17 protein-coding genes are annotated in these 19,645 nt (G+C 65.1%); 9 read left to right on the top strand and 8 right to left on the bottom strand.

Translation table 11 applies throughout. The features are described 5' to 3' along the window. Positions 1 to 12: 12 nt before the first annotated feature. The 3 genes from ACOGI8_RS15675 to ACOGI8_RS15665 all read right to left on the bottom strand — a co-directional run bounded on the left by ACOGI8_RS15675 (position 13) and on the right by ACOGI8_RS15665 (position 2,035). A complete protein-coding gene (locus tag ACOGI8_RS15675; protein ID WP_419854732.1) occupies positions 13 to 951 on the bottom strand; it encodes an acyl-ACP desaturase in 939 nt (312 codons plus the stop codon). Positions 952 to 1,073: 122 nt separating this feature from the next. Continuing rightward, positions 1,074 to 1,409 carry a transcriptional regulator gene (locus ACOGI8_RS15670; RefSeq protein ID WP_419854731.1) on the bottom strand — a complete coding sequence of 112 codons (336 nt, stop codon included), beginning with the start codon at positions 1,407 to 1,409 and terminating at the stop codon, positions 1,074 to 1,076. Further along, positions 1,403 to 2,035 (bottom strand): hypothetical protein, encoded by a 633-nt coding sequence (locus ACOGI8_RS15665; protein ID WP_419854730.1) that lies wholly within the window; start codon positions 2,033 to 2,035, stop codon positions 1,403 to 1,405. The genes ACOGI8_RS15670 and ACOGI8_RS15665 overlap by 7 nt, the downstream gene beginning before the upstream one ends. 224 nt (positions 2,036 to 2,259) lie before the next feature. Between ACOGI8_RS15665 and ACOGI8_RS15660 the strand changes: the two genes are divergently transcribed. Continuing rightward, the gene (locus ACOGI8_RS15660) at positions 2,260 to 3,516 is read left to right on the top strand and encodes a DUF6361 family protein (RefSeq protein ID WP_419854729.1); all 1,257 of its coding nucleotides are present in this window, start codon (positions 2,260 to 2,262) and stop codon (positions 3,514 to 3,516) included. Between the two features lie 113 nt (positions 3,517 to 3,629). Here ACOGI8_RS15660 and ACOGI8_RS15655 read toward each other — a convergent pair whose 3' ends face one another. Continuing rightward, a complete protein-coding gene (locus ACOGI8_RS15655) occupies positions 3,630 to 4,226 on the bottom strand; it encodes a hypothetical protein (protein WP_419854728.1) in 597 nt (198 codons plus the stop codon). Here ACOGI8_RS15655 and ACOGI8_RS15650 point away from each other — a divergent pair, their 5' ends adjacent. Beyond that, complete coding sequence (locus ACOGI8_RS15650) at positions 4,227 to 5,513, top strand: phospholipase D family protein (RefSeq protein ID WP_419854727.1); 1,287 nt, start codon at positions 4,227 to 4,229, stop codon at positions 5,511 to 5,513. It abuts the gene before it with no gap. Further along, positions 5,510 to 9,418 carry a helicase C-terminal domain-containing protein gene (locus ACOGI8_RS15645; protein WP_419854726.1) on the top strand — a complete coding sequence of 1,303 codons (3,909 nt, stop codon included), beginning with the start codon at positions 5,510 to 5,512 and terminating at the stop codon, positions 9,416 to 9,418. Before ACOGI8_RS15650 ends, ACOGI8_RS15645 begins: the two co-directional genes overlap by 4 nt. 68 nt (positions 9,419 to 9,486) lie before the next feature. Here ACOGI8_RS15645 and ACOGI8_RS15640 read toward each other — a convergent pair whose 3' ends face one another. The 3 genes from ACOGI8_RS15640 to ACOGI8_RS15630 form a co-directional block, all read right to left on the bottom strand. Then, positions 9,487 to 9,891, bottom strand: a complete 405-nt coding sequence (locus tag ACOGI8_RS15640) for a type II toxin-antitoxin system VapC family toxin (RefSeq protein WP_419856420.1) — start codon at positions 9,889 to 9,891, stop codon at positions 9,487 to 9,489. Further along, on the bottom strand, positions 9,891 to 10,115 hold the full coding sequence (locus tag ACOGI8_RS15635; protein ID WP_419854725.1) for a ribbon-helix-helix protein, CopG family: 225 nt from the start codon (positions 10,113 to 10,115) through the stop codon (positions 9,891 to 9,893). Before ACOGI8_RS15635 ends, ACOGI8_RS15640 begins: the two co-directional genes overlap by 1 nt. A 68-nt stretch (positions 10,116 to 10,183) precedes the next feature. Next, positions 10,184 to 10,804, bottom strand: a complete 621-nt coding sequence (locus ACOGI8_RS15630; RefSeq protein ID WP_419854724.1) for a superoxide dismutase — start codon at positions 10,802 to 10,804, stop codon at positions 10,184 to 10,186. A gap of 118 nt (positions 10,805 to 10,922) precedes the next feature. Between ACOGI8_RS15630 and ACOGI8_RS15625 the strand changes: the two genes are divergently transcribed. Beyond that, positions 10,923 to 11,267: a hypothetical protein gene (locus ACOGI8_RS15625; protein WP_419854723.1), complete on the top strand. Its 345-nt coding sequence runs from the start codon at positions 10,923 to 10,925 to the stop codon at positions 11,265 to 11,267. A 98-nt stretch (positions 11,268 to 11,365) separates the two neighbouring features. Beyond that, positions 11,366 to 14,398 carry a M16 family metallopeptidase gene (locus tag ACOGI8_RS15620; protein WP_419854722.1) on the top strand — a complete coding sequence of 1,011 codons (3,033 nt, stop codon included), beginning with the start codon at positions 11,366 to 11,368 and terminating at the stop codon, positions 14,396 to 14,398. A gap of 9 nt (positions 14,399 to 14,407) precedes the next feature. On the opposite strand, the gene truA is transcribed toward ACOGI8_RS15620, so the two are convergent. Then, entirely contained in the window at positions 14,408 to 15,298 is an 891-nt protein-coding gene (truA, locus tag ACOGI8_RS15615; protein WP_419854721.1) for a tRNA pseudouridine(38-40) synthase TruA, read from the bottom strand. A 103-nt stretch (positions 15,299 to 15,401) separates the two neighbouring features. Between truA and ACOGI8_RS15610 the strand changes: the two genes are divergently transcribed. The 4 genes from ACOGI8_RS15610 to ACOGI8_RS15595 all read left to right on the top strand — a co-directional run bounded on the left by ACOGI8_RS15610 (position 15,402) and on the right by ACOGI8_RS15595 (position 19,621). Continuing rightward, the gene (locus ACOGI8_RS15610) at positions 15,402 to 17,123 is read left to right on the top strand and encodes an N-acyl-D-amino-acid deacylase family protein (RefSeq protein WP_419854720.1); all 1,722 of its coding nucleotides are present in this window, start codon (positions 15,402 to 15,404) and stop codon (positions 17,121 to 17,123) included. Between the two features lie 117 nt (positions 17,124 to 17,240). Continuing rightward, on the top strand, positions 17,241 to 17,687 hold the full coding sequence (rplM, locus tag ACOGI8_RS15605; RefSeq protein ID WP_419854719.1) for a 50S ribosomal protein L13: 447 nt from the start codon (positions 17,241 to 17,243) through the stop codon (positions 17,685 to 17,687). Positions 17,688 to 17,746: 59 nt separating this feature from the next. After that, on the top strand, positions 17,747 to 18,139 hold the full coding sequence (gene rpsI, locus ACOGI8_RS15600; protein ID WP_419854718.1) for a 30S ribosomal protein S9: 393 nt from the start codon (positions 17,747 to 17,749) through the stop codon (positions 18,137 to 18,139). A gap of 6 nt (positions 18,140 to 18,145) precedes the next feature. After that, a complete protein-coding gene (locus ACOGI8_RS15595) occupies positions 18,146 to 19,621 on the top strand; it encodes a phosphoglucosamine mutase (RefSeq protein WP_419854717.1) in 1,476 nt (491 codons plus the stop codon). The last annotated feature ends 24 nt before the right edge of the window (positions 19,622 to 19,645 follow it).

The following is a 19,645-nucleotide window of genomic DNA, read 5'->3' as shown; positions in this document are numbered from 1 at the left end:
GCAGTTGGGGGTCTATCGCACGAGCGCCGCGTTGCGGCGCAGCGACTCTCGTGCCTCGGCGTAACGCTCCGCGAGGCGCTGACCGACGCGTCCGATCCGATCGATCATCTTCATCAGGCCGTCGCGTGCAACCTCGGCGATGCTCGACAGCTCGGTCAGGCCGGGCAGGTTCCAGTCGCGCAGCACGACCGGTTGCAGGATCTGGTCATGGTGGATGGCCAGGTCGTAGATCCCGGCTTCGGCGATGATGCGGGAGTGGGCGTCGAAGTCGGTGATGCCGACTCCGGGCATGGCAAAGCTCTTGACTTGGTTGGCGATGGCCACCACCGCGCTGGAGGGGTCGATCTCGACCGCGGCGCTCATGACGTCGCGGTAGAACAGGAAATGCAGGTTCTCATCGAAGGCGACCCGCCGCATGATGGCTTTGCCGGCAGGGTCGTCGATGTGGCGCCCCGTGTTGAAGTGCGCGATGCGGGTGGCCAACTCCTGCAGCGTCACGTAGGCGAGGCCTTCCAGCAGGCTCGGCGGCTGGGGTACTTGCCCGCACTGCACCTGCGCCATGCGCGCCCGCTCCAGTGCCACGGGGTCCAGAGCGCGGGTGACCGACAGGTAGTCGTAGATGACCCGGCCGTGCCGTCCCTCTTCCGCCGTCCAGCGGCGAACCCATTCGCCCCATGCGCCCTCACGGCCGAACAGCCGCTCGCTGTCACGGAAGTAGTACGGCAAGTTCTCCTCGGTGAGCACGTTCACGAAGAGGGCGCTGCGAGCCTCAGGGGTGAGGTTGGCTTCCTCAGGTGACCATTCGTAGTCGGGCGCGAAGTCTTCGCCCCGGCTCCAGGGCACGAGCGCGTGGGGGTGCCATTCCTTGGTCTGCCGAAGATGGCGCGCGAGGAGTCGCTCGACCTCGGGCTCCAGATCGGCGAGCGTCCGGGCATCAGCCTCTACCGGCATCGGGCATCGCCAATCACCATGCGGGATGGAGCCTAATGATGTAATCCCACCGTTCAGGACGTGCCGAGCCATGAGGATCTCGCGCCGAAGCCAACCGTCAGCCGCAACGGGCGATCTCGGCGTCAAAAGCTGGTGCGCACGCCGAGGGCCCGCTCGAGGTTGACGAGGTACCCGGCAAACGCCTTGCGTCCTGTCACCGTGGCTTCGATCCACGTGCGCGGCTTGGCGCCGTGGAACTCCTTGGTCGTCGCCACGTAGTCAGCGTTTTCCAGCTTCCGCAGGTGAGTCGTCAGGTTGCCGGGCGTCAGGCCCAGCTGCTTCTGCACGAACCCGTAGGCGAGCCGGTCCCGCTCGTCCAGTGACACGAGCAACGACATGATCTGCAGTCGCGCCGGCTGGTGGATGATCTCGTCGAGGTCGATGGCACCGCCGTCGGGCACCCCGTTGGGATCTACCATTCGCCGGTCCTGCGCACCCACATGGCGATGGCTCCGAGCAGTCCGAGCATCGCGAAACCCGACACTGCTGGTGCGATGTCGTCGAACAGGTAGTGCGGAACGTAGAAAGCAGCGGCCATGCCCACGCCGAAGGCGGCGATCACGGTCCGGTTCAGGATGCCGAAGAGCACGTAGCCGAGCGCGATGACGCCCATCAAGACGAAGGGGATCTTCTCTGAACCGGATTCGTTCCACAGGCCCGCCGCGCCTGGGAGCAGTCCAGCGGCCGCAGTGACGGTCATCCAGTAGGCGAACACGCGGATCCCGGCGTGTTGCATGGCGAGGCCCGGCGACAGGGCACGGCCGGCGCGATGGCCGATGGTCATGCTGCCGATGACGCCGAAGGACGTGATGATCGCCCACAGCGGTCCCGGGAACCACGGGTAGCTGTCGGCGAAGTCGGTTGCGAACGTCGAGATGGCGTACTGGGTGAGGTAGGCGATCGTGATGATGCCTGCCCACATCAGCAAAATCGCCGTGCTTCCGGCCGTGTACATAGCGCTGCGAGCGCCATGCATGGTGCTGAGAACGGTCTCCCAACTCTCGTCGGGTTTCAGAGCTGTCGATTCTCCGGTGTCTGTCGACATCACTGCCTCCTCAGTCCGTGATGCAAACTAGTTTGTATTACAAACTATACAGAGACGCAAGCGGATGCAAGCGCAACTCCGTCTGCTCATGGTCTCGTCCTGGCCCGAGCTAGGTCGTAGAGCAGCAGGTGCATGTCGACACTGACCGCTACTGTCACGCCGGTGGTCTGCTGGTGTGGACTCCGCAGTCGCCGTCTGGCTACGGCGACGAGGGCAGAGCTGCCATGAATGTCCAGTCCGTGGTGGGTTGGCTCGATGCTGACCGAGCCGCCCAAGATCGCGTTGCCGAGTTCCTCAGAGCCTTCCACGAGCCCGGCACGCTTGACTCCCTTGGACTCGGAACAGTGCGCGACACGCTGGCGGACATCATCTCGCCTGGCGTCTCCACGGTGCAGACGCGGCTTCGGTATTTCCTGTTCATTCCGTGGATATGCCAGCAAGTCGAGCGCGAGCAGCACAGTGAATTTCTTGATCGGCACATTCGGCGCCTGGAGGCACGGCTCATCGACTGCCTGAAGCATTTGGGACGCGGTGAGGGCGTGATCGGACGCGTGGCCGGTTCCAGGCTCAAGCGCATGCCCAGTTCCATCTACTGGCATGGACTCGAGATGTGGGGCATTCTCACGCCCGGTCCATTCCGCAATCGCTGGGCCGAGTTGCCGGCCCCGCCGGAGAGTTTCTTGAACGGCCGGATGTCGCTGCAGCTCACCGAGGCAGAAGCTGACCGGTTGTGTGAACTTCTGTGCAGTTCGCCGCATTCACACATGTCGGTCTTGGCTAGGGCCGCCGAGGGAGTTCGCGCCGCTCAGGACGGGATGGCGGTTCCAGCATGGCCGTGGGAAGTGCCAGATGGGGGGCTGACTGACGCTCAACGCGAGGTTCTCTACCACGCTCAGAGTTTCTCGGACACCACTGAAGGCCCACAGATTGCCTACAACCTTCTGCTGGCCGAGCGCGCTATCGAATTCGCTGGAGCCGAATCACCCCATGACGATGCGGAGAGACGATCAGATGAATGGAGGGAGAGGCTGAGGGACTGGGCTGACCACATCACCTCAAGCCTTCACATCGAGCGTCTTCGGTCATGGTGTGGTGGCCTCGATGCACCTGACGGATTCTGGGCCTTCTGCGAACGGCAACGTCGCCGGCCGGCGAGCCCGCCGACACGCGATTTCGTAAATCGAATCGCCCCTCACGTCCTCGATGATCCGAACGGCCTGCTTGACAACGGCGAACTCCGCTCACTGATTCTCGAGCGTGAAGTGCGCTTGAAGGGAGCGAGGGCTCGATTGGGACGGCACAACGGCCCCATTGCCGAGTGGCTATCCGGCGGCATGCCGTTCACAGGAGGACGCCTCGACTACCGCTGGTCGACCGTACGGAGATTCCTATCCGACTTTGCAGAGGCAGGCGAGCTGGTGGATTCGTCGCCGACAGACACCCCGACGTCGCCCGTGGCGTCAGCTGCGGTCGGCACGTGATGCTCGCCCCGGACAACCGCCTTCTACTGCCGGAATTGCTTCGGCCGCCTCCGGAGTACGAGTTCGATGCTGCGATGGCGGTGACCTACACGTTGGACCTTGAGGCAATGCTGTCAGTACCCCTCGCTCTTGTCGGCGGCCTCGCATTGGCTCCACGAGATGAACCGCCCGCGGCCGCGACTGAGATGCGTTCGAGCGAGATTGCCGAGCGACGCCGCGAGCCGGTGGCGCTGTTGGCCGCAGTGAAAGCACATGCCAGCAACATCACCGTGTTCGCACAAGCCGGTCAGATAGCGGTACCAGGCGCCCGTCGCGCGTTCACCTTCCTTGAAGACTGCGTTGTGCCCGTTGTCGCGCCAAGTGGTGGCGTCGTGCATGCGAAGGTGTGGGTGCTTCGCTTTCGTCTCGTCAACGAGGCCGCGGCAGATCTGGAACCATCGCCACGTGTTCGGGTGATCGTCGGCAGTCGAAACTTGACCTTTGACCCGAGCTGGGACACCGTTGCCAGCTTCGACGCATTGCCGTCGACAGCCTCCGGCGCAGGCGCGACGTCGTTGGCTGGGATCGCCGATCTGTTTGACGCTTTGGCTGCTCAGCCGCAGGCTCGCCGCGCCAGCGCACATCATCGTGAGCGGGTCGCCACACTGAGTGCGGATGTGCGTGGTCGCCGTTTCGCCATGCCCCGCGATGTCGACAGCGTCGAAGCTCATGTGCTCGGAATCTCCGGTGCCGAAGGCGGCCGCCCGCAGTCACCGTTGCCCGCCGAGAGTCAGCGTGCCCTCGTCATCTCGCCATTTGTCAGTGCCAGTTACTTCGGCACAGTCCAGCGACCTCAGGCCGCGACACTGGTGTCGCGCGAGGCTGAGTTGGACCGGCTCGACACAGTCGCCCTGAAGAAGGCTGGCCATCTCGACGAGGTATACGCCTTTGGCGACGACAGTCTTGGAGCAGCATCCGAAATTGATACTGATTCGGATCGCTACGACAGCTACAGCTCTCCCGATTTCCCAGGGCGACCACTGGCCGGGCTGCACGCGAAAATATTTGCGTTCGATTGCGAGACTCATCGTTCTCGACTTTTCATCGGATCTGCCAACGCCACGGGCGCAGCGTTCACTCGCAACGTGGAAGTACTGCTCGAATTGGAGGGGCCGACGGATCGCGTCGGCATCGAATCCCTCATCGGCTCACCGGATGCATCCGACGCAGACGGGGTGACGCTTCGCCGGCTATTGGCTCCGTACAACGCAGTCGAACCTGATGTCGCACAGGAGGATCCCATCGCCGATGCGCTCGATGCCGCCCGGCGTCATCTCGGCGCGACGTTGTCGGTTTCGGCCAGCGTCGCTGAAGATGGCGGTCTCTGGAGCACCCGGTACCTCACTAACGAATCGGTCACGCTGCCTGATGATCGGGTTGCCGTCGAAGGCTGGAGAGTCAGCTGTTCTCCTCTAGGCCCTGCCATAGGGCAGGACGTTGATGTGGGCGACCCGCTCGATGTGAGCTTCACGAGCACTTTGGAGGATGTGAGCGCATGGCTTGTGATCCGCGTCATCGCTCACGACGGACAGTGGACGTCGACTCTGCTGCCTGCACGTGTGGCTGATGTGCCCGATGGCTTTGCCACTGCTCGAGACACCGCCGTGATGCGAGGTTTGATTGGCAACGGCGAGCGCTTCTTGTGGTACCTCGTGGCGTTGCTGAGCGGCCATGCCGATACCGGCGACGGTGAGCGCGCCGAACTGAGCAGACGGCTCGATGTCGAGTCGACACCGCAAGCTGGAGGCATCGCCTCAGTTCCGACGCTCGAGGTGTTGCTGCGAACCCTGCGTACTCACCCAGAGCGCCTTCGGTCACTTGAGCCGCTCGTTGATTCGTTCCTTGGCGACCCTGCTGCCGACGACGCGCTGATGCTGAGTGGCTTCGGAGATGTGTGGCGGACTGTCAGCGAGGTTGGCAAAGCCGCCGCGCCCGGACGCACGGGGAGGCGTAGTTGAACACTGCAGGTCTGCCCATCGTCGACGTTGAAGCGGAACTCGGCGAGCTGCGCGAATTCCAACGAGACACGGCCGAGTACGCATTCCGGCGCATGTTCGTCGATGATGACTACACGACCAGATTCCTCGTTGCCGATGAAGTGGGTCTCGGCAAGACCTACGTGGCCAAGGGAGTCATCGTTCAGGTGCTCAACCATCTGCACAACATCGGTGACGAGCGACATGACATCGTCTACATCTGTTCAAACGCGGCTATCGCTCGCCAGAACATCCGCAAGCTCGTCCCCGACAGCGTTGCGGCGGCCAAGCCGGTAGATCGCCTGTCGATGCTGCTTCATCCCAAGCATCAACCCAAGTCGGGGAAAGACGCCAGCAGAGTCAATCTGGTGGCGCTGACGCCCGCTACGTCGTTCAAGATGGGACACCGCGGCGGTCGTTTCGAGGAGCGGGTGCTCGCATTTGTGCTCCTCTCCAGCATCTGGGGCAACGAGTCGTTGAGGACAGCGCCGGCGCGACGGGTGTTCTGGTACGGAATCAAGAACGGCGATCGGAAGCTACGAGCTTGCGCCGCTGAAGTCGAGCAGGACTTCCGCTCACGTGCGGCACGCCTCGGTGTTGGTCACTTTGTCGAGCAGATACGAGTCACGAATCAGCGCCGCAAGGACGAGGACAAGCCTTCGCTTAAGGTCGCGTTCAACCGACTGATCAAGCTCATGCCGGCGCGACGCGACACGAAGCTGTCGCCCGAAGCGTGGGAGGCGCGAGCTGATTTCATCCGCGACATCCGGCACACGATGGCTCGTACTGGCATTTCGCTGTTGAACCCCGATTTGGTTGTGCTTGACGAATTCCAGCGCTTCAAGGATCTGCTCGAACCCGACGAGGATCACCGTTCCGAGGCCACCGAGCACGCCCACTCGTTCTTCAACCACAAGGACGAGAAGAAGGGTCGCAAGGATCAATCGGTGCGTTGCTTGCTGTTGTCGGCCACGCCGTACAAGGCGTATTCCGGTCCCGACGATGCCGACGATCACTATTTCGACTTCATTCGAACGTGCAAATTTCTCTTTGATGATCCGCACGAGACCGAAGCGGTCAAAGACCTGTTCACTCAGTTGAGGCGGTCGCTACGCGAATTGGGTCGTACCGTGGCGGGCGCGTCTGTCGCCGAAGCCGACGCGCAGGTCGCATCTGCCTTGGTTGATGCGCGCGGGCTCTGCAAGAAGCTGTCTGATCGGTTGGGCCGCGTCATGTCGCGGACTGAGCGCCTCGCGGCCACCGCCGATCGTGCTGGGATGCTCGCGCAACCAGAAACACATGCGGAGATGCACTTGGCGGATGTGCAGGCATACCTGCAGTTCGCTGAACTAGCGACCTCTGAGGCCATCCAGCATCACGACCCCGTGGAGTACTGGAAATCGAGTCCCTATCCGTTGAACTTCATGTCGACCGAATACAAGCTCAAGAGAGATCTGTCGGAGAAGTCGGCCCGAGGTGAGCTTCCACCCGTCGATACCGAGGGCCCCGGGCTACTTCGATGGAGTGATGTGGATGGATACGAGCGGATCGACCCGCGCAACGGACGGCTGCGCTGGCTTGTGGACGACCTCGAGCGTCGCAGGGCGTTCGACTTGCTCTGGATCCCCCCGTCGCTTCCGTACTACCGGGCTGACACGCCCTATGAAGCCGAGGCGGCGCCCATGATCGGGACGGAATCTGCCTCTGACGCCGAGGGACAAGGAGGCCTAACGAAGCGCCTGATCTTCTCCGGGTGGCGCATGGTGCCGAGAGCGGTTTCCAGTCTCGTCAGCCACGAAGCCGAACGCCGTGCGGTGGGCGCGAGAGAGAATCTGCCTAGTGGAGACGCCGCGACGCGGGCGCGCTACACCTCTGACTGGCGCGGTGGTCGAAACCTGACTCTGACCATGGTCCGATCGAATCGCAGTGGCGGCACAGTGCGCGCGAGCGGCCCCCGCCTGCAGGTGAAGCCTGCCGGGATGACGTCATTGCTGTTCATGTGGCCGAGCCCCGCGCTCGCGACTTTGGGCAATCCGCGCCGGTTCGAGAGCACCATGGCGGGTCTCGACCGCTCCCTCGACGAATTGCGCGCTGAGGTGGCAGCGCGTATCGCAGATGCGTTTCGGCCTTTGCTGTGGCAACGGGAACAAGCCGTGCTGAATGATCAGCTCAACCTCAATGAGAGACGCCGCGTCAAGCAGCGCCGCGCCGATCCCCGTTGGTACTGGGCAGCTCCGGTCTTGCTGGACTGGCTCATGTCCCCTTACGACTTCGCAGTGTGGTTCTGGTCGTGCTCGCATGACTTCGGCAACCAGCGCCGAACAGAGGATTCGGATGAACTCAACGCACTGACCAAACATGCTGGTTGGGCGTGGGATCTTGCGGTGAACGAACTGAAGGTCCACCGCTGGGGCCGCATGGCCGAACGCGAGTTTGCGAACCCTGCGGACATCACCGAAGGGGCGCTCTTCAATGACGGAGTTGAGCCGGTCCGTCTCGAAGCTCGGCTCGCACCTCCGTCCGACGAGGTTCATCCGCCGTTGGGGGAACTCCCCAGTGATCTGCTCCATGTTCTGACTGAGGTGGCCATAGGTGGCCCTGGGGTGTGCTCGTTGCGTGCGCTTGGGGCTGTCATGGGGCGGGCTGTCGACGACCCCGTCACGCTGGGCGCGGCAGCCCATGTCGGAGGTGCCTTTCGCCATTTCTTCAACACGCCCGAAGCATCGGCGTTGGTGGAGCTTTCGGGTATACGTCACGCAGAGCGCGTTTCGAAGCCCACCGCGCCGTTCTGGCAGAAGGTTGTGGGCCACTGCGTAGGGGGGAATCTGCAAGCTCTGCTCGACGAGCACGTCCACCTACTGCGCGACTGGCGAGGCCATGGCCCCCAGCCGTCCGGCCCGCCATCGTCTGGGACGCAGTGGGCAAGTAGCGCTTTGGGCTGGACGGGCCACAGCGGCGCAGGTGGTGACTTCGGTTGGGGCGGTGTGCTGTGTCGTACATGCGCCCGACGGCCGGGCTCGGGTGAACCGGCGTCGAATGGGTCGAACCACGACACGACATGCCCGAATACAGCTGTCTGCGACACCGCAGCCACGCTTGCCGAGGCATTGAGCCTCCGCACCGCGTCCGTCAACGTGGATGTCCCAGTCCGACACGAGAACGGCACCGTCGATTTCACGTATGCATCCGAATCCTCCGGGCACGGCGAGTCTCGTTCCAGACGCAAAATGAGGCACCGCTTCGCTGTGGCGTACGGGACTCACCTCACGGATCAGGGCGACCAGGTACGTGCCGAGCATGTATCGACGGCCTTCAATTCGCCGTTCTGGCCGTTCGTGCTGACTTCAACCTCAGTCGGTCAAGAGGGCCTCGATTTCCATTTGTGGTGTCACGCCGTTGTGCATTGGAATCTGCCGACAAATCCTGTGGACCTTGAGCAGCGCGAGGGTCGTGTTCATCGCTACAAGAACCACGCTGTGCGTCGCAATCTCGCAGCCGACCTAGGTGGACTGGCACTGCGCGAGACACTTCCGATCAGGGACTTGTGGGAGAAACTCTTCGAACTAGGGCGGGATGAGGGCAACGAGATGGTGCCTTGCTGGGCATACCCAGGCATTGCACCGGCGGAAGAACCCGGCGACATGGCGACCGTCGCCAGAATCGAGCGTCTTGTCCCGCTTCTGCCCTTCAGCCGTGAGGTCGGGCAGCTGGCCCTGCTGCGCAAGAAGCTCGGCGCCTACCGGCTAGCCATCGGCCAACCCCGCCAAGAGGAACTCTTGGAGTACCTGTCAGTCAGTGGCGCACTCGACCGAGAGGATCTACAAGCTCAGCTCGCGGGGGTGCGAATCGACCTCACACCTCCGCCACGAGAGAAGAAGACGAGCTGACTCAGCCGCCACTCGACGCGATGCGCGCGTCGAACAACGGACATCGTGGCATGAGCGATGTCTCTTGGTCAGGGGAGTAGCTCAAGCCGTTCGCAGTGGTTCGGCCGCACGATGCCGAAGTGCCGCCGGTCGAGCGTCGCCACAGTGGTCACACCGAGGCGTTCTGCCAGGACGATGACCGATGCATCGACGGTGCCCAGCGGCAGATCGTCATAGGCATGCACCAGTTCGGCAATGCGAAGCCAATCGCTGGCAGCCACCGGTTCGGTGATCAGGTCACCCGAGGCGAGATCACCCAGGAAACGCACCTCGGCTGTGGTGCCCAAGCGTGTCCCCACCAAGTAGGCCACCTCGGTGATCACCAAGGTGGGAACGATCAGCGGCCCCGGATGTCCTGAGAGCAACTCGAGGCTGGCTGCGTGATGCCGATCGTCTGCGTCGATATAGGCATACAAAGGACCCGCATCGACGATCAGCGCGATGACGTCACCTCGCTGGCCAGGATGTCCTCGATGCGCTCAGAGATGTCCGACTGACCGCTGCGGCCTGCTGCCGCTGCACTCAGACGCCGCCTCGGAGCGAGATGGCACTCGATGGCCTCTCTCGTCAACTCCGAGATCGTGATGTTGCGCCGGGCGGCCTCGTGCCGCAGACGGGCGTCGAGTTCGACGGGGAGCTTCACGGTGGTCCGCATCATGTATGCCAGCATATCCGGGGTGCCTTCGGTATCGGGCTCGCCAGCAGCACGACCGCCGTGCTCTTGAGCTAGGCGTGGGCGTCGAGCGCGGCGCTGTAGTTGGCTGCGGCGAATTCCCAGTTGATCAGGTGCTCGACGAACGCATCCACGTAGGCAGCCCGGGCGTTCTGGTAGTCGAGGTAGTAGGCGTGCTCCCACACGTCGATCACCAGCAGCGCCCTCAGGCCGTCAGTCAGGGGCGTCTGGGCGTCGTCGGTCTGGACGATGCGCAGCGAGCCCGCTCCGTCACTGCCCGAACCGTCGAACACGAGCCAGCCCCAGCCCGAAGCGAAGTTCCTGACCGCACCAGCGGCAAAGTCGGCCCGGAACGCGTCAACGCCACCGAAGCTTGCCGCTAGAGCCGCCGCCAAGTCGCCGCTGGGCTCGCCACCGCCACCGGGCGACATGGACTGCCAGTAGAAGTTGTGGTTCCACGTCTGGGCCGCTGCGTTGAACAGCCCGCCCGCGGGCAGCGAGCGCACCAGATCTTCCAGCGCCCGGCCCTCATCGGGCGTTCCGGCGACCCCGCTGTTCACTGCCTTGACATAGCCAGCGTGATGCTTGCCGTAATGGAAGCTGATCGTGCGCTCGCTGATGTGCGGGGAGAGCGCATCGGGAGCGTAGGGAAGGTCTGGCAGCTGGATGGTCATCTGTTTCCCATGTGGTCACCGGCCCGGGCGAGTATGCCAGCGGAAGTCAGAACTTCGGCGTCGCCCGGGCATGCAATTCGCGACTGGGCCGTTCTGGCCCAGCGGTATGGTGCGGCGCGTGCAGCTAGTAGGCATCTACGACGCTGACGGCGGGCTCGCCGGAGAGCTCCGCTACGCCCTAGGCAAACTGCGGGGCCGCAGCAAGTGCGCCCTGTGCGACATCACCCACGGCTGGAACCCGATGGGCTCGCGCCAGTGGAAGCAGGCCTGTGCGGCTACGCCGGTCGAGCTGGAGCTAGTGCATCGCGACGAGGCCACAGCCGCTCAACTCGCTGCTGCAGCCCAACTCCCTGCCATCGTGGCCCACGACGGCGAGCGCTGGTCGGAGGCGCTCAGCACGGCTGACATCACGGCTTGTGCGGGCTCGCCGGAACTGCTGCTTGAACGTCTCGCCGAGTGGTGAAGCACTTCGAGGACTCCGCCCCTGTTCGACGCCGCTGGCCTCTCGGGTGCCGGTACCGTCCTGTTCCGCATACTCGCTGCCGAAAGGCGAAGCCCTCGATGAAACCAGCTCTGTGGCGCCAGCTCCTGACCGTGCTCTTTGTGACCGCCCTGCTGGCGGCTGCGTGTGCTCCAGACGAACCTGACGGGGTCAGCGAACCCGAAGCGGCCGACGACGAGACAGCCGAAGTTCACACCGACGAACCAGACGCTGTCGATGCCGACGCAGAGCCCGAGGCGACCGACGAGCCCGAACCCGCAGACGAACCTGAGCCTGCCGAGGAGCCCGCCGACGAACCCGAACCCGCCGACGAACCGATCGGCGACCCGGTCGATCTGGGCACGTTCAACGACTACGAGCCTGCCGACCTCGACCCGTCGCTGCTGCCGGTTGACCCGGACGTGGTGATCGGCCAACTCCCGAACGGCCTCACCTACTACCTGCGATCGAACGACTCGCCGGGTGATGCCGTGGTCATGCACCTCGCGGTCAACGCGGGCGGAGTGCTCGACCCCGAGGGCGCCGAGGGCGCCGCGCACTTCTTGGAGCACATGCTGTTCAACGGCACCGAGAAGTTCTCCGAGAACGAGCTCGATCAGGTGCTGCGCGACATCGGCACCGACTTCGGCCACGACCTCAACGCATTCACCAGCCCTGACGAGACGGTTTACATTCTCGACTTCCAGCTCGACGATGCCGGGGCACTCGATCTCGCGTTCACCGTGCTGGCGGAATGGGCGTCAGCCGCCACCATCCTTCCCGCCGACGTCGAGCAAGAGCGGGGGATCATCCTCGACGAGTACCGGCTGCGCGACGAGTCGGCATCGGGCCGGATCTCCAACTTCCTCAATGCCATCTACTACGAGGGCACGGTCTATGAGGGGATGGAGCTCGGCGGTACCGAGGAGTCGAACTCGTCGATCACCGCCGAGGTTCTGCGTGACTTCTACGAGACGTGGTACCGGCCCGACAACATGGCAGTCGTCGTCGTGGGTGACCTGCCGGTGAGCGAGATGGAGAAGCTCGTCGTCGAGCACTTCGGCGACCTGTCGGCGCCCGCCGGCGCTCTGCCTGCTCAGCCGGATCGAAATCCGTTCACGGTGCAGTTCGTGACCGAGCCGGTCACTGACGTCGTGACGCATCCTGATCACGGCCCCATCTACATCTCGCTCGACTGGCAGCTGCCGGCATGGCCCACGGACACCCGTGGCGGCGAGCGGCTGCTGCTCATGGAGAACCTGATCGCGCAGATGCTCGACATCCGCTTGGACGCGGCGCACCGCGCCGGTTTGATGGCCCAGGCGACCGAGCCCCACTTCAGCGCGTTCGCGGCTGCGCGCGGCTTGCGGCTGTACGGCACCAACTACCAGGGCTCCGATCTGGTGCAGGCCACCACCGACTACCTGTCGGTCGTGGAGGGCGCGGCCCACTACGGCTTTACCCAAGACGAATTCGAACAAGCGGTCAGCGCGATCCGAACGTCGCTCGATTTCCAGCTGCAGAGCGACGAGACGCGTCAGGACGACGCGTATGCGATCGGCTATGTCCAGCACTTCCTGTCCGGATCGGACATCTCGTCCACTGCTGAGCGTGTCGCCCGCCTCGAAGGCTTGCTGGACACTTACTCGATCGAGGAGTTGACGGCGCACCTGCGTTGGGTGCTCGACATCGCACCACCGCTGGTGGTCTCCATCGGACCCGACCCCTCCGCGGTGCCGAGCGCAGATGAGCTGCTCTCAGCCGTCGAAGCGGCGCGGCCGATTGCCCCGCCGGAGGCAGAAGAAGCCGTTGACGTGCTGATGGAGGCGCCGAACCCGGTCGCTCCCGTTGCCGAGGCTGAGGTCGACCTGTTCGACGATGCGTACGAGTGGCGATTTGCCAACGGCGCCCGCGTGGTGTTCGCTCCGTCGGACATCGCAGCCGGCGAAGTGAACGTCGTGGCCGAGAGTCTCGGCGGCTGGTCGACGCTGACCGAGGGCGATTCGGCGCTCGTGCGCCACGCAGTCGGCGCGGTGGCCTCCAGCGGTGTGGGGGACGCCTCCGCGACCCAGCTCGACGAGTACCTTGCCACGACCACGGCACGGGTCAGCCCGTACATCGCCGAATTCTCCGAGGGGTTCTCCGGTGCAGCCGGATCCGACGACCTCGAAGCACTGTTCACGCTCATGCACCTGTACGTGACCGAGCCGCGCATCACCGATGTGGCGGTCGCCGAACAGGTGCAGGCCATGCAGACGCGGCTCGCGAACGCCGAGACGTTCCCGCTGTGGATCTCGGAGCTGGAGTTGCTGGACGCGCTGTATGGCGGCAGCCCGTGGCACAAGTTCATTGCGAGCCAAGCCCAGATCGACGCAGTGACCACAGATTCGCTGCTCGGGCTGTATCAAGCACGCTTGAGCGATGTCGACGATTTGGTCGTGGCCGTTGTGGGCGACATCGACCGCGACACGGTGGCCGGCTTGGCGGCGCGCTACATCGGCACGCTGCCCGCCGGTGAGAGCGACACGTTCATCAATCACCGTCCCGGCTTCCCCCAGGGAGTCGAGCGCCTCACGATCGCGGTCGATGCCGATGCTGGTGCAGCGGGCTTCAATGTCATGTTCGGAGCGGAGGCACCGATTTCCGTACGAACCACCGTCATCGCCGACGTGGCGGCGGCAGTGGTCAACGACCTGCTTGTCGGGAGGGTGCGCGAGGAACTCGGCGACACCTATTCGGTCGGTGCATCAGTGTCGCCGAACACTGCGGTCGACACGTGGGAGGCGCGCATCAGCTCGACTGGCCCGTCAGAAGGCCTCGACGTGAGTCACGCGGAAGTGCTGCAAATCTTGACTGAGCTGATAGAGGACGGTCCCACCGAGCGCGACCTCGCCCAGGCGATCGCCGTGGTCAGCGACAACTATGCGCTCGAAACCAACGCAGTGCTCATCAACCCGCTGCTGAGCCGCCATTACCTCGACGACGCAGACGTGGCCACTCCGGCACGTCGGCGCGTGGCCCTCGACGATGTCACCGCTGCCGATGTGCAGCAGTTCATCGCGCTGCTCTTCAACCTCGACAACCGCATCGAGGCCTTCCGCACTGCCGAATAGGCGGTCGCATCAGCGCGCATCGTCGGGGTACCTGACTGCGACAAGCGTCAGCCCATGCGGCGGCGCGATTGGCGCCGCCGCGTCCCGGCTGCGCGCCGCCAGCACAGCGGGCACGTCGCCGGCTGATCGGTCACCGCGCCCCACCGCCACGCACTGGCCCACGATGGCCCGCACCATCTGGTGACAGAACGCGTTGGCCTCGATCTCGAACTGCATCTGTGCGCTTTCAGCCGACCAGCGCGCCCTCGACACGGTGCGCACCAGCGAAGCTTGGGGACGATCCTTGGGTCGCCTGCAGAACGACGTGAAGTCGTGCTCGCCGACGAAGTGACCCGCAGCGGCATTCATCTGGTCGATGTCGAGCGGAGCGGCAACATGCCATTCGAGATCGGCAGAACGGGGATCGGGATGGGTGGCGTTGCGGACCCGGTACTCGTAGGCCCGGCCGGTTGCGGAATGGCGGGCATCGAAGCTGTCATCGGCGAATGATGCCGCCGTCACCGCGATGTCGGGGTTGAGCAAGCGGTTGAGCGAGGACGCCAGGCGCGGAAGTTCAACCGGGCTGTCGTCGCCCTGTCCCGAACCGTCGGCAGTGCTGGCCGCCAAAGCGCGCGCAGCCCGGAGATGCTGGTCATGACTGCCGCCGAGCCGCCGGAGACCCTCGCCGCCGATCCGGAACGACACGACCTGCCCGGTGGCGTGCACGCCTGCATCGGTGCGGCCGGCCACGGTCAGCACGGGCGTTTCGCCCAGGATGCGCTCCAGCGCGGCACCCAGTTCGCCGGCGACGGTGCGGACACCCTCATTGGCCGCAAAGCCACGAAAGCCCGTGCCGCGGTACGCCACATCCAACCGCACGGTTCGCTGCCCGTACCCGCGGGCGGACTCATGCTCGTTCACCGCTGGCACGGTAACTTCGCTGGGAGCGGTGCGGTCGCGGACAATCGTCTATCCGGCTGCATCGGCTCGGTCGCATCGGCCAGGTCACAGGGGGATACCGCACATGCTCGATACCAGGATTGCGGGCGGCACGATCATCGACGGCACGGGGGCGCCGCGGGTCCAGGGCGACATCGGCATCTCCGATGGGCGCATCGTGGCCGTCGGCGACGAGGCCACGCAGGCGGCAGGTGTCGCCAAGCACACCATCGACGCTTCCGGCATGGTGGTTGCGCCCGGCTTCGTCGACATCCACACGCACTTCGACGCCCAAGTCTTCTGGGATACCACCCTGTCTCCGTCGCCATTGCACGGCGTGACCACGGTGATCGGCGGCAACTGCGGCTTCACCATCGCCCCGCTGGAGCCCGACCACGGCGACTACCTGATGCGGATGCTCGCCCGGGTAGAGGGCATGCCGCTCGAATCGCTGCAAGAGGGCGTTCCGTGGGACTGGCGCAGTTTCGGCGAGTACCTCGACTCGATCGACGGCACGCTGATGCCCAACGCCGGGTTCCTGGTGGGGCATTGCGCGCTGCGGCGGATCGTGATGGGGGAGCGCTCGGTGGGCCACGAGGCCACGCCCGACGAGCTCAAGGCCATGAAGCAGCTGCTGGCCGAGAGCATCGACTCGGGTGGGCTGGGCTTCAGCTCGTCGTGGGCCAAGACGCACAACGACGCCGCCGGCGAGGCTGTGCCCTCGCGCCACGCTTCGGCCACCGAGCTGATCGAGCTGTGCTCGGTGCTGCGGTCGAGCCCGGCGGTGGCTCTCGAGTTCATTCCGACCATCGAGCGCTTCGACACCGACGTGTACCAGCTGCTTGCCGACATGTCGGTGGCGGCGGACCGGCCGCTCAACTGGAACGTGATCTTCGCCAACGGACGTCATCGAGATGCCATCGCCCAGAAGCTCGAAGCCAGCAACTTCGCCGCTCGCCAGGGCGGGCGTGTGGTGGCGCTGACCGCCCCGATGCCCGCAGTCAGCCGGCTGTGCTTCGAGAGCGGATTCCTGCTCGACACGCTGCACGGCTGGGCTGAGCCCATGGCGCTGCCGCCGGCAGAGAAGATGCAGCTGCTGGCCGACCCGCAGCGCCGCGCCGAGCTAAACGATCTCGCCCAGCAGCCGAGCGCATTCCGGGGCGTGGCCCGCTGGGAGCGTCTCACGGTTGGCGAGGTCACCAAGCCCGAGCTCACGCACTTCGAGGGTCGCACGATCGGCGAGATTGCCGACGAGCAGGGCATCACCCCGTGGGATGCGCTGTGCGATTTAGTGGTTGCCGATGATCTCAAGACCGGTCTCTACCCGCGTGCCGCTGGCGACGACGACGACAGCTGGGCGCTGCGCCAGGAGCTGTGGAACGACGACCGCTGCGTGATCGGCGCGTCGGACGCGGGTGCGCATCTCGACTTCCTGGCCACGTTCAACTACTCGACGTACCTGCTGGCCGCAGCCCGTGACCGCCAGATGCTCGAGCTGGAAGATGCCATACATAAGCTCACCGACGTTCCGGCCCGCCTGTACGGCCTCGCGGACCGCGGTCGTTTGGCGGAGGGCTGCCATGCCGATGTCGTGGTCTTCGACCCTGACGGGGTGGCGCCGAAGCCGATCGAGGTACGCGAGGACCTGCCCGGGGGTGCCTGGCGGCTCTACGGCGAGGCCGACGGCATCGACACGGTGCTGATCAACGGCGACGTCGCCGTGAGCGGCGGCGAGTTCACCGATGCGCGGCCGGGAACTCTGCTGCGGGCCGGGCGCGACACGGTGCCGGTGACGGCGGTCGGCTGACACTTCGAAACAGCACCTGCAGCGGTGCCGCGACTGCTGGTGCCCTGCAGCGCGGTGGCTGCTGCCCGGTAGCCTCTTGGGGTCTGTCTCGCAGTCGACCCCATGCGGAGTTCCAGCGTGCGCACTTATGCCCCCAAAGCATCTGAGATCGAGCGCTCCTGGTTCGTTGTCGATGCCGAGGGCATGGTGCTGGGCCGCATGGCGACCGAGGTGGCCAAGATCCTGCGCGGCAAGCACAAGCCAACCTTCGCCCCCTACATCGACGGCGGCGACCACGTTGTTGTGGTGAACGCCGACAAAGTGGTGCTGACCGGAGACAAGGCCACCAAGAAACTCGTGCACCGCCACTCGGGTTACCCCGGCGGTCTGCACAGCGAGAAATACGGCGACCTGCTGGCCCGCCGACCGGCCGACGCGGTGAGGCGCACCATCCGCGGCATGCTGCCCCACAACCGCCTGGGCCGGGCCCAGTTGCGCAAGCTGAAGGTGTACGCCGGGCCCGACCATCCCCATGCCGCTCAGCAGCCCCAGCCGCTGCCGTTGCCCAACGCCATGGCGCGCTGAGGCGCCGTTCCGAACGTCGTAGCCAATACGCCATACCCGACGAGAAAGACCCCGATTTCGTGCCCGTTCCGCTGACGCAGACCACTGGCCGCCGCAAGCGTGCCGTCGCCCGGGTGAGGTTCCTGCCCGGCAGCGGCAACATCTCGGTGAATGGTCGCCCATTCGACGAGTACTTCACGTCATCGGTGCACCGCATGGAGATCACCGAGCCGCTGCGACTCACCGAGGCCGCAGCGAGCTACGACGTCAGCGCCACCGTGGACGGTGGCGGGGTGGCTGGTCAGGCCGGCGCGTTGCGCTTGGGCATTGCTCGCTCGCTGCTGGTGCTCGACCCTGAAACGCGGCCCACGCTGAAATCGGCCGGCCTGCTGCATCGCGACGACCGCAAGAAGGAATCCAAGAAGTACGGCCTCAAGAAGGCCCGCAAGGCGCCCCAGTACTCCAAGCGCTAACCCGGCGTGGAACCCACCTTCGGAACCGACGGCATTCGAGGGCGGGCTTTCGATGAGATCGATGAGGTGGTCGCGCACGCGCTGGGGTGCGCAGCGAACCGGGCACTGTCCGCAGACAGCGGCCCGGCGCTCTGGGTAGTTGGCCGCGACACACGCGAATCTGGTCCCGCGCTGGCACGAGCGCTTGTTGCTGGCCTACGAGCGAACGGGGCTGAGGTCATCGACCTCAGCGTCGTGCCCACACCGGTCGTGGCGTTCGCAGCCCAGCACCTCGGCGCGGCTGGCGCGATGGTCTCGGCGTCTCACAATCCGTGGCACGACAACGGCGTCAAGCTGTTCGCCGCGGGCGGCACCAAGCTCAGCGATGCCGAGCAAGCCGCCGTCGCGCAGCGCCTGGGCGATCAGCGACTGACGCACGGCGACCGCCCGTCGACGGCCGACATCGCACACCGGCTCGACGCAGTCAGCGCTGTTGAAGCACAGGCGGCTTCGCCGAGCGAGCTGGACCGGGTGCTGGACGCCTATGAGCATTCGCTGCACGCCGCCATCGAGGGCCGCACGCTCGACGGCCTGCACTTGGTGGTGGACGGCGCGAACGGCGCGAGCGCATCGCTCGCACCCGCAGCACTGCAGCGGCTCGGCGCGCAGGTCACCGTGCTGTTCTGTGAGCCCGACGGCCGCAACATCAACGACGGCTGCGGATCGGTGAATCCTGGCGCGCTCACCGCAGCGGTTCTCGACATCGGCGCAGACCTGGGTGTGGCCTTCGACGGTGACGGCGATCGGCTGATCGCGGTGGACAGCGACGGGCAGGTCATCGACGGCGACCGCCAGATGGCGCTGTTCGCCGTCGACTTGGCCGAACGCGACCTGCTCGCGGGCAACACGCTCGTTGTGACCGTGATGTCCAACCTCGGGTTGCACCGGGCGATGGCCGACGCCGACATTGATGTGATGGAGACCGCGGTAGGGGACCGAGCGGTGCTCGAAGCACTGGATACAGGCGGTCACAGCCTCGGCGGTGAACAGTCAGGCCATGTGATCTTCCGGCACGAAGCCACCACCGGCGACGGGCTGCGAAGCGCCGTCCACTTGGCCGACCTCGTTGCCCGGCGGGCCGCCGGCGATGCGCCACTCACGAGCGCCGCTGTGTCTGATGGTTCGACGCTCACGAGCGCCGCTGTGTCTGATGGTTCGACGCTCACGAGCGCCGAACTGGCTGCTCAGGCGATGCAGGCCGTCCCGCAGCTGCTCCGCAACGTGCCCGCAGGCTCAGCTCCGCTCACCGACGAAACCCGGCGCGTGATCGACGGCATCGCCGCTGGGGCAGGCCCCGACCTGCGGGTGCTGGTGCGCGCCAGCGGCACCGAGCCGGTCGTCCGCATCATGGTCGAAGCCCCGACTGAGCACGAAGCGGCAGTCCTCGCCGATCGCCTCGTCGCATTGGTCGTCGACGGGGCCGGGGCGGCTGACGCCACCTAGAACTTGCGCGCTGCTGCACAGTTG

The organism is Candidatus Poriferisodalis sp. (genome assembly GCF_965204195.1).
Lineage (GTDB): Bacteria > Actinomycetota > Acidimicrobiia > Acidimicrobiales > Poriferisodalaceae > Poriferisodalis.
This window is presented reverse-complemented; position numbering and strand designations above follow the sequence as displayed.

What these genes read in the sequence shown, in the direction of transcription:
- ACOGI8_RS15675 (WP_419854732.1), bottom strand. Translation starts at nt 951, where the DNA reads ATGCCGGTAGAGGCTGATGCCCGGACGCTCGCCGATCTGGAGCCCGAG.
- ACOGI8_RS15670 (WP_419854731.1), bottom strand. Translation starts at nt 1,409, where the DNA reads ATGGTAGATCCCAACGGGGTGCCCGACGGCGGTGCCATCGACCTCGAC.
- ACOGI8_RS15665 (WP_419854730.1), bottom strand. Translation starts at nt 2,035, where the DNA reads ATGTCGACAGACACCGGAGAATCGACAGCTCTGAAACCCGACGAGAGT.
- ACOGI8_RS15660 (WP_419854729.1), top strand. Translation starts at nt 2,260, where the DNA reads ATGAATGTCCAGTCCGTGGTGGGTTGGCTCGATGCTGACCGAGCCGCC.
- ACOGI8_RS15655 (WP_419854728.1), bottom strand. Translation starts at nt 4,226, where the DNA reads ATGAGCTTCGACGCTGTCGACATCGCGGGGCATGGCGAAACGGCGACC.
- ACOGI8_RS15635 (WP_419854725.1), bottom strand. Translation starts at nt 10,115, where the DNA reads ATGATGCGGACCACCGTGAAGCTCCCCGTCGAACTCGACGCCCGTCTG.
- ACOGI8_RS15630 (WP_419854724.1), bottom strand. Translation starts at nt 10,804, where the DNA reads ATGACCATCCAGCTGCCAGACCTTCCCTACGCTCCCGATGCGCTCTCC.
- ACOGI8_RS15620 (WP_419854722.1), top strand. Translation starts at nt 11,366, where the DNA reads ATGAAACCAGCTCTGTGGCGCCAGCTCCTGACCGTGCTCTTTGTGACC.
- ACOGI8_RS15610 (WP_419854720.1), top strand. Translation starts at nt 15,402, where the DNA reads ATGCTCGATACCAGGATTGCGGGCGGCACGATCATCGACGGCACGGGG.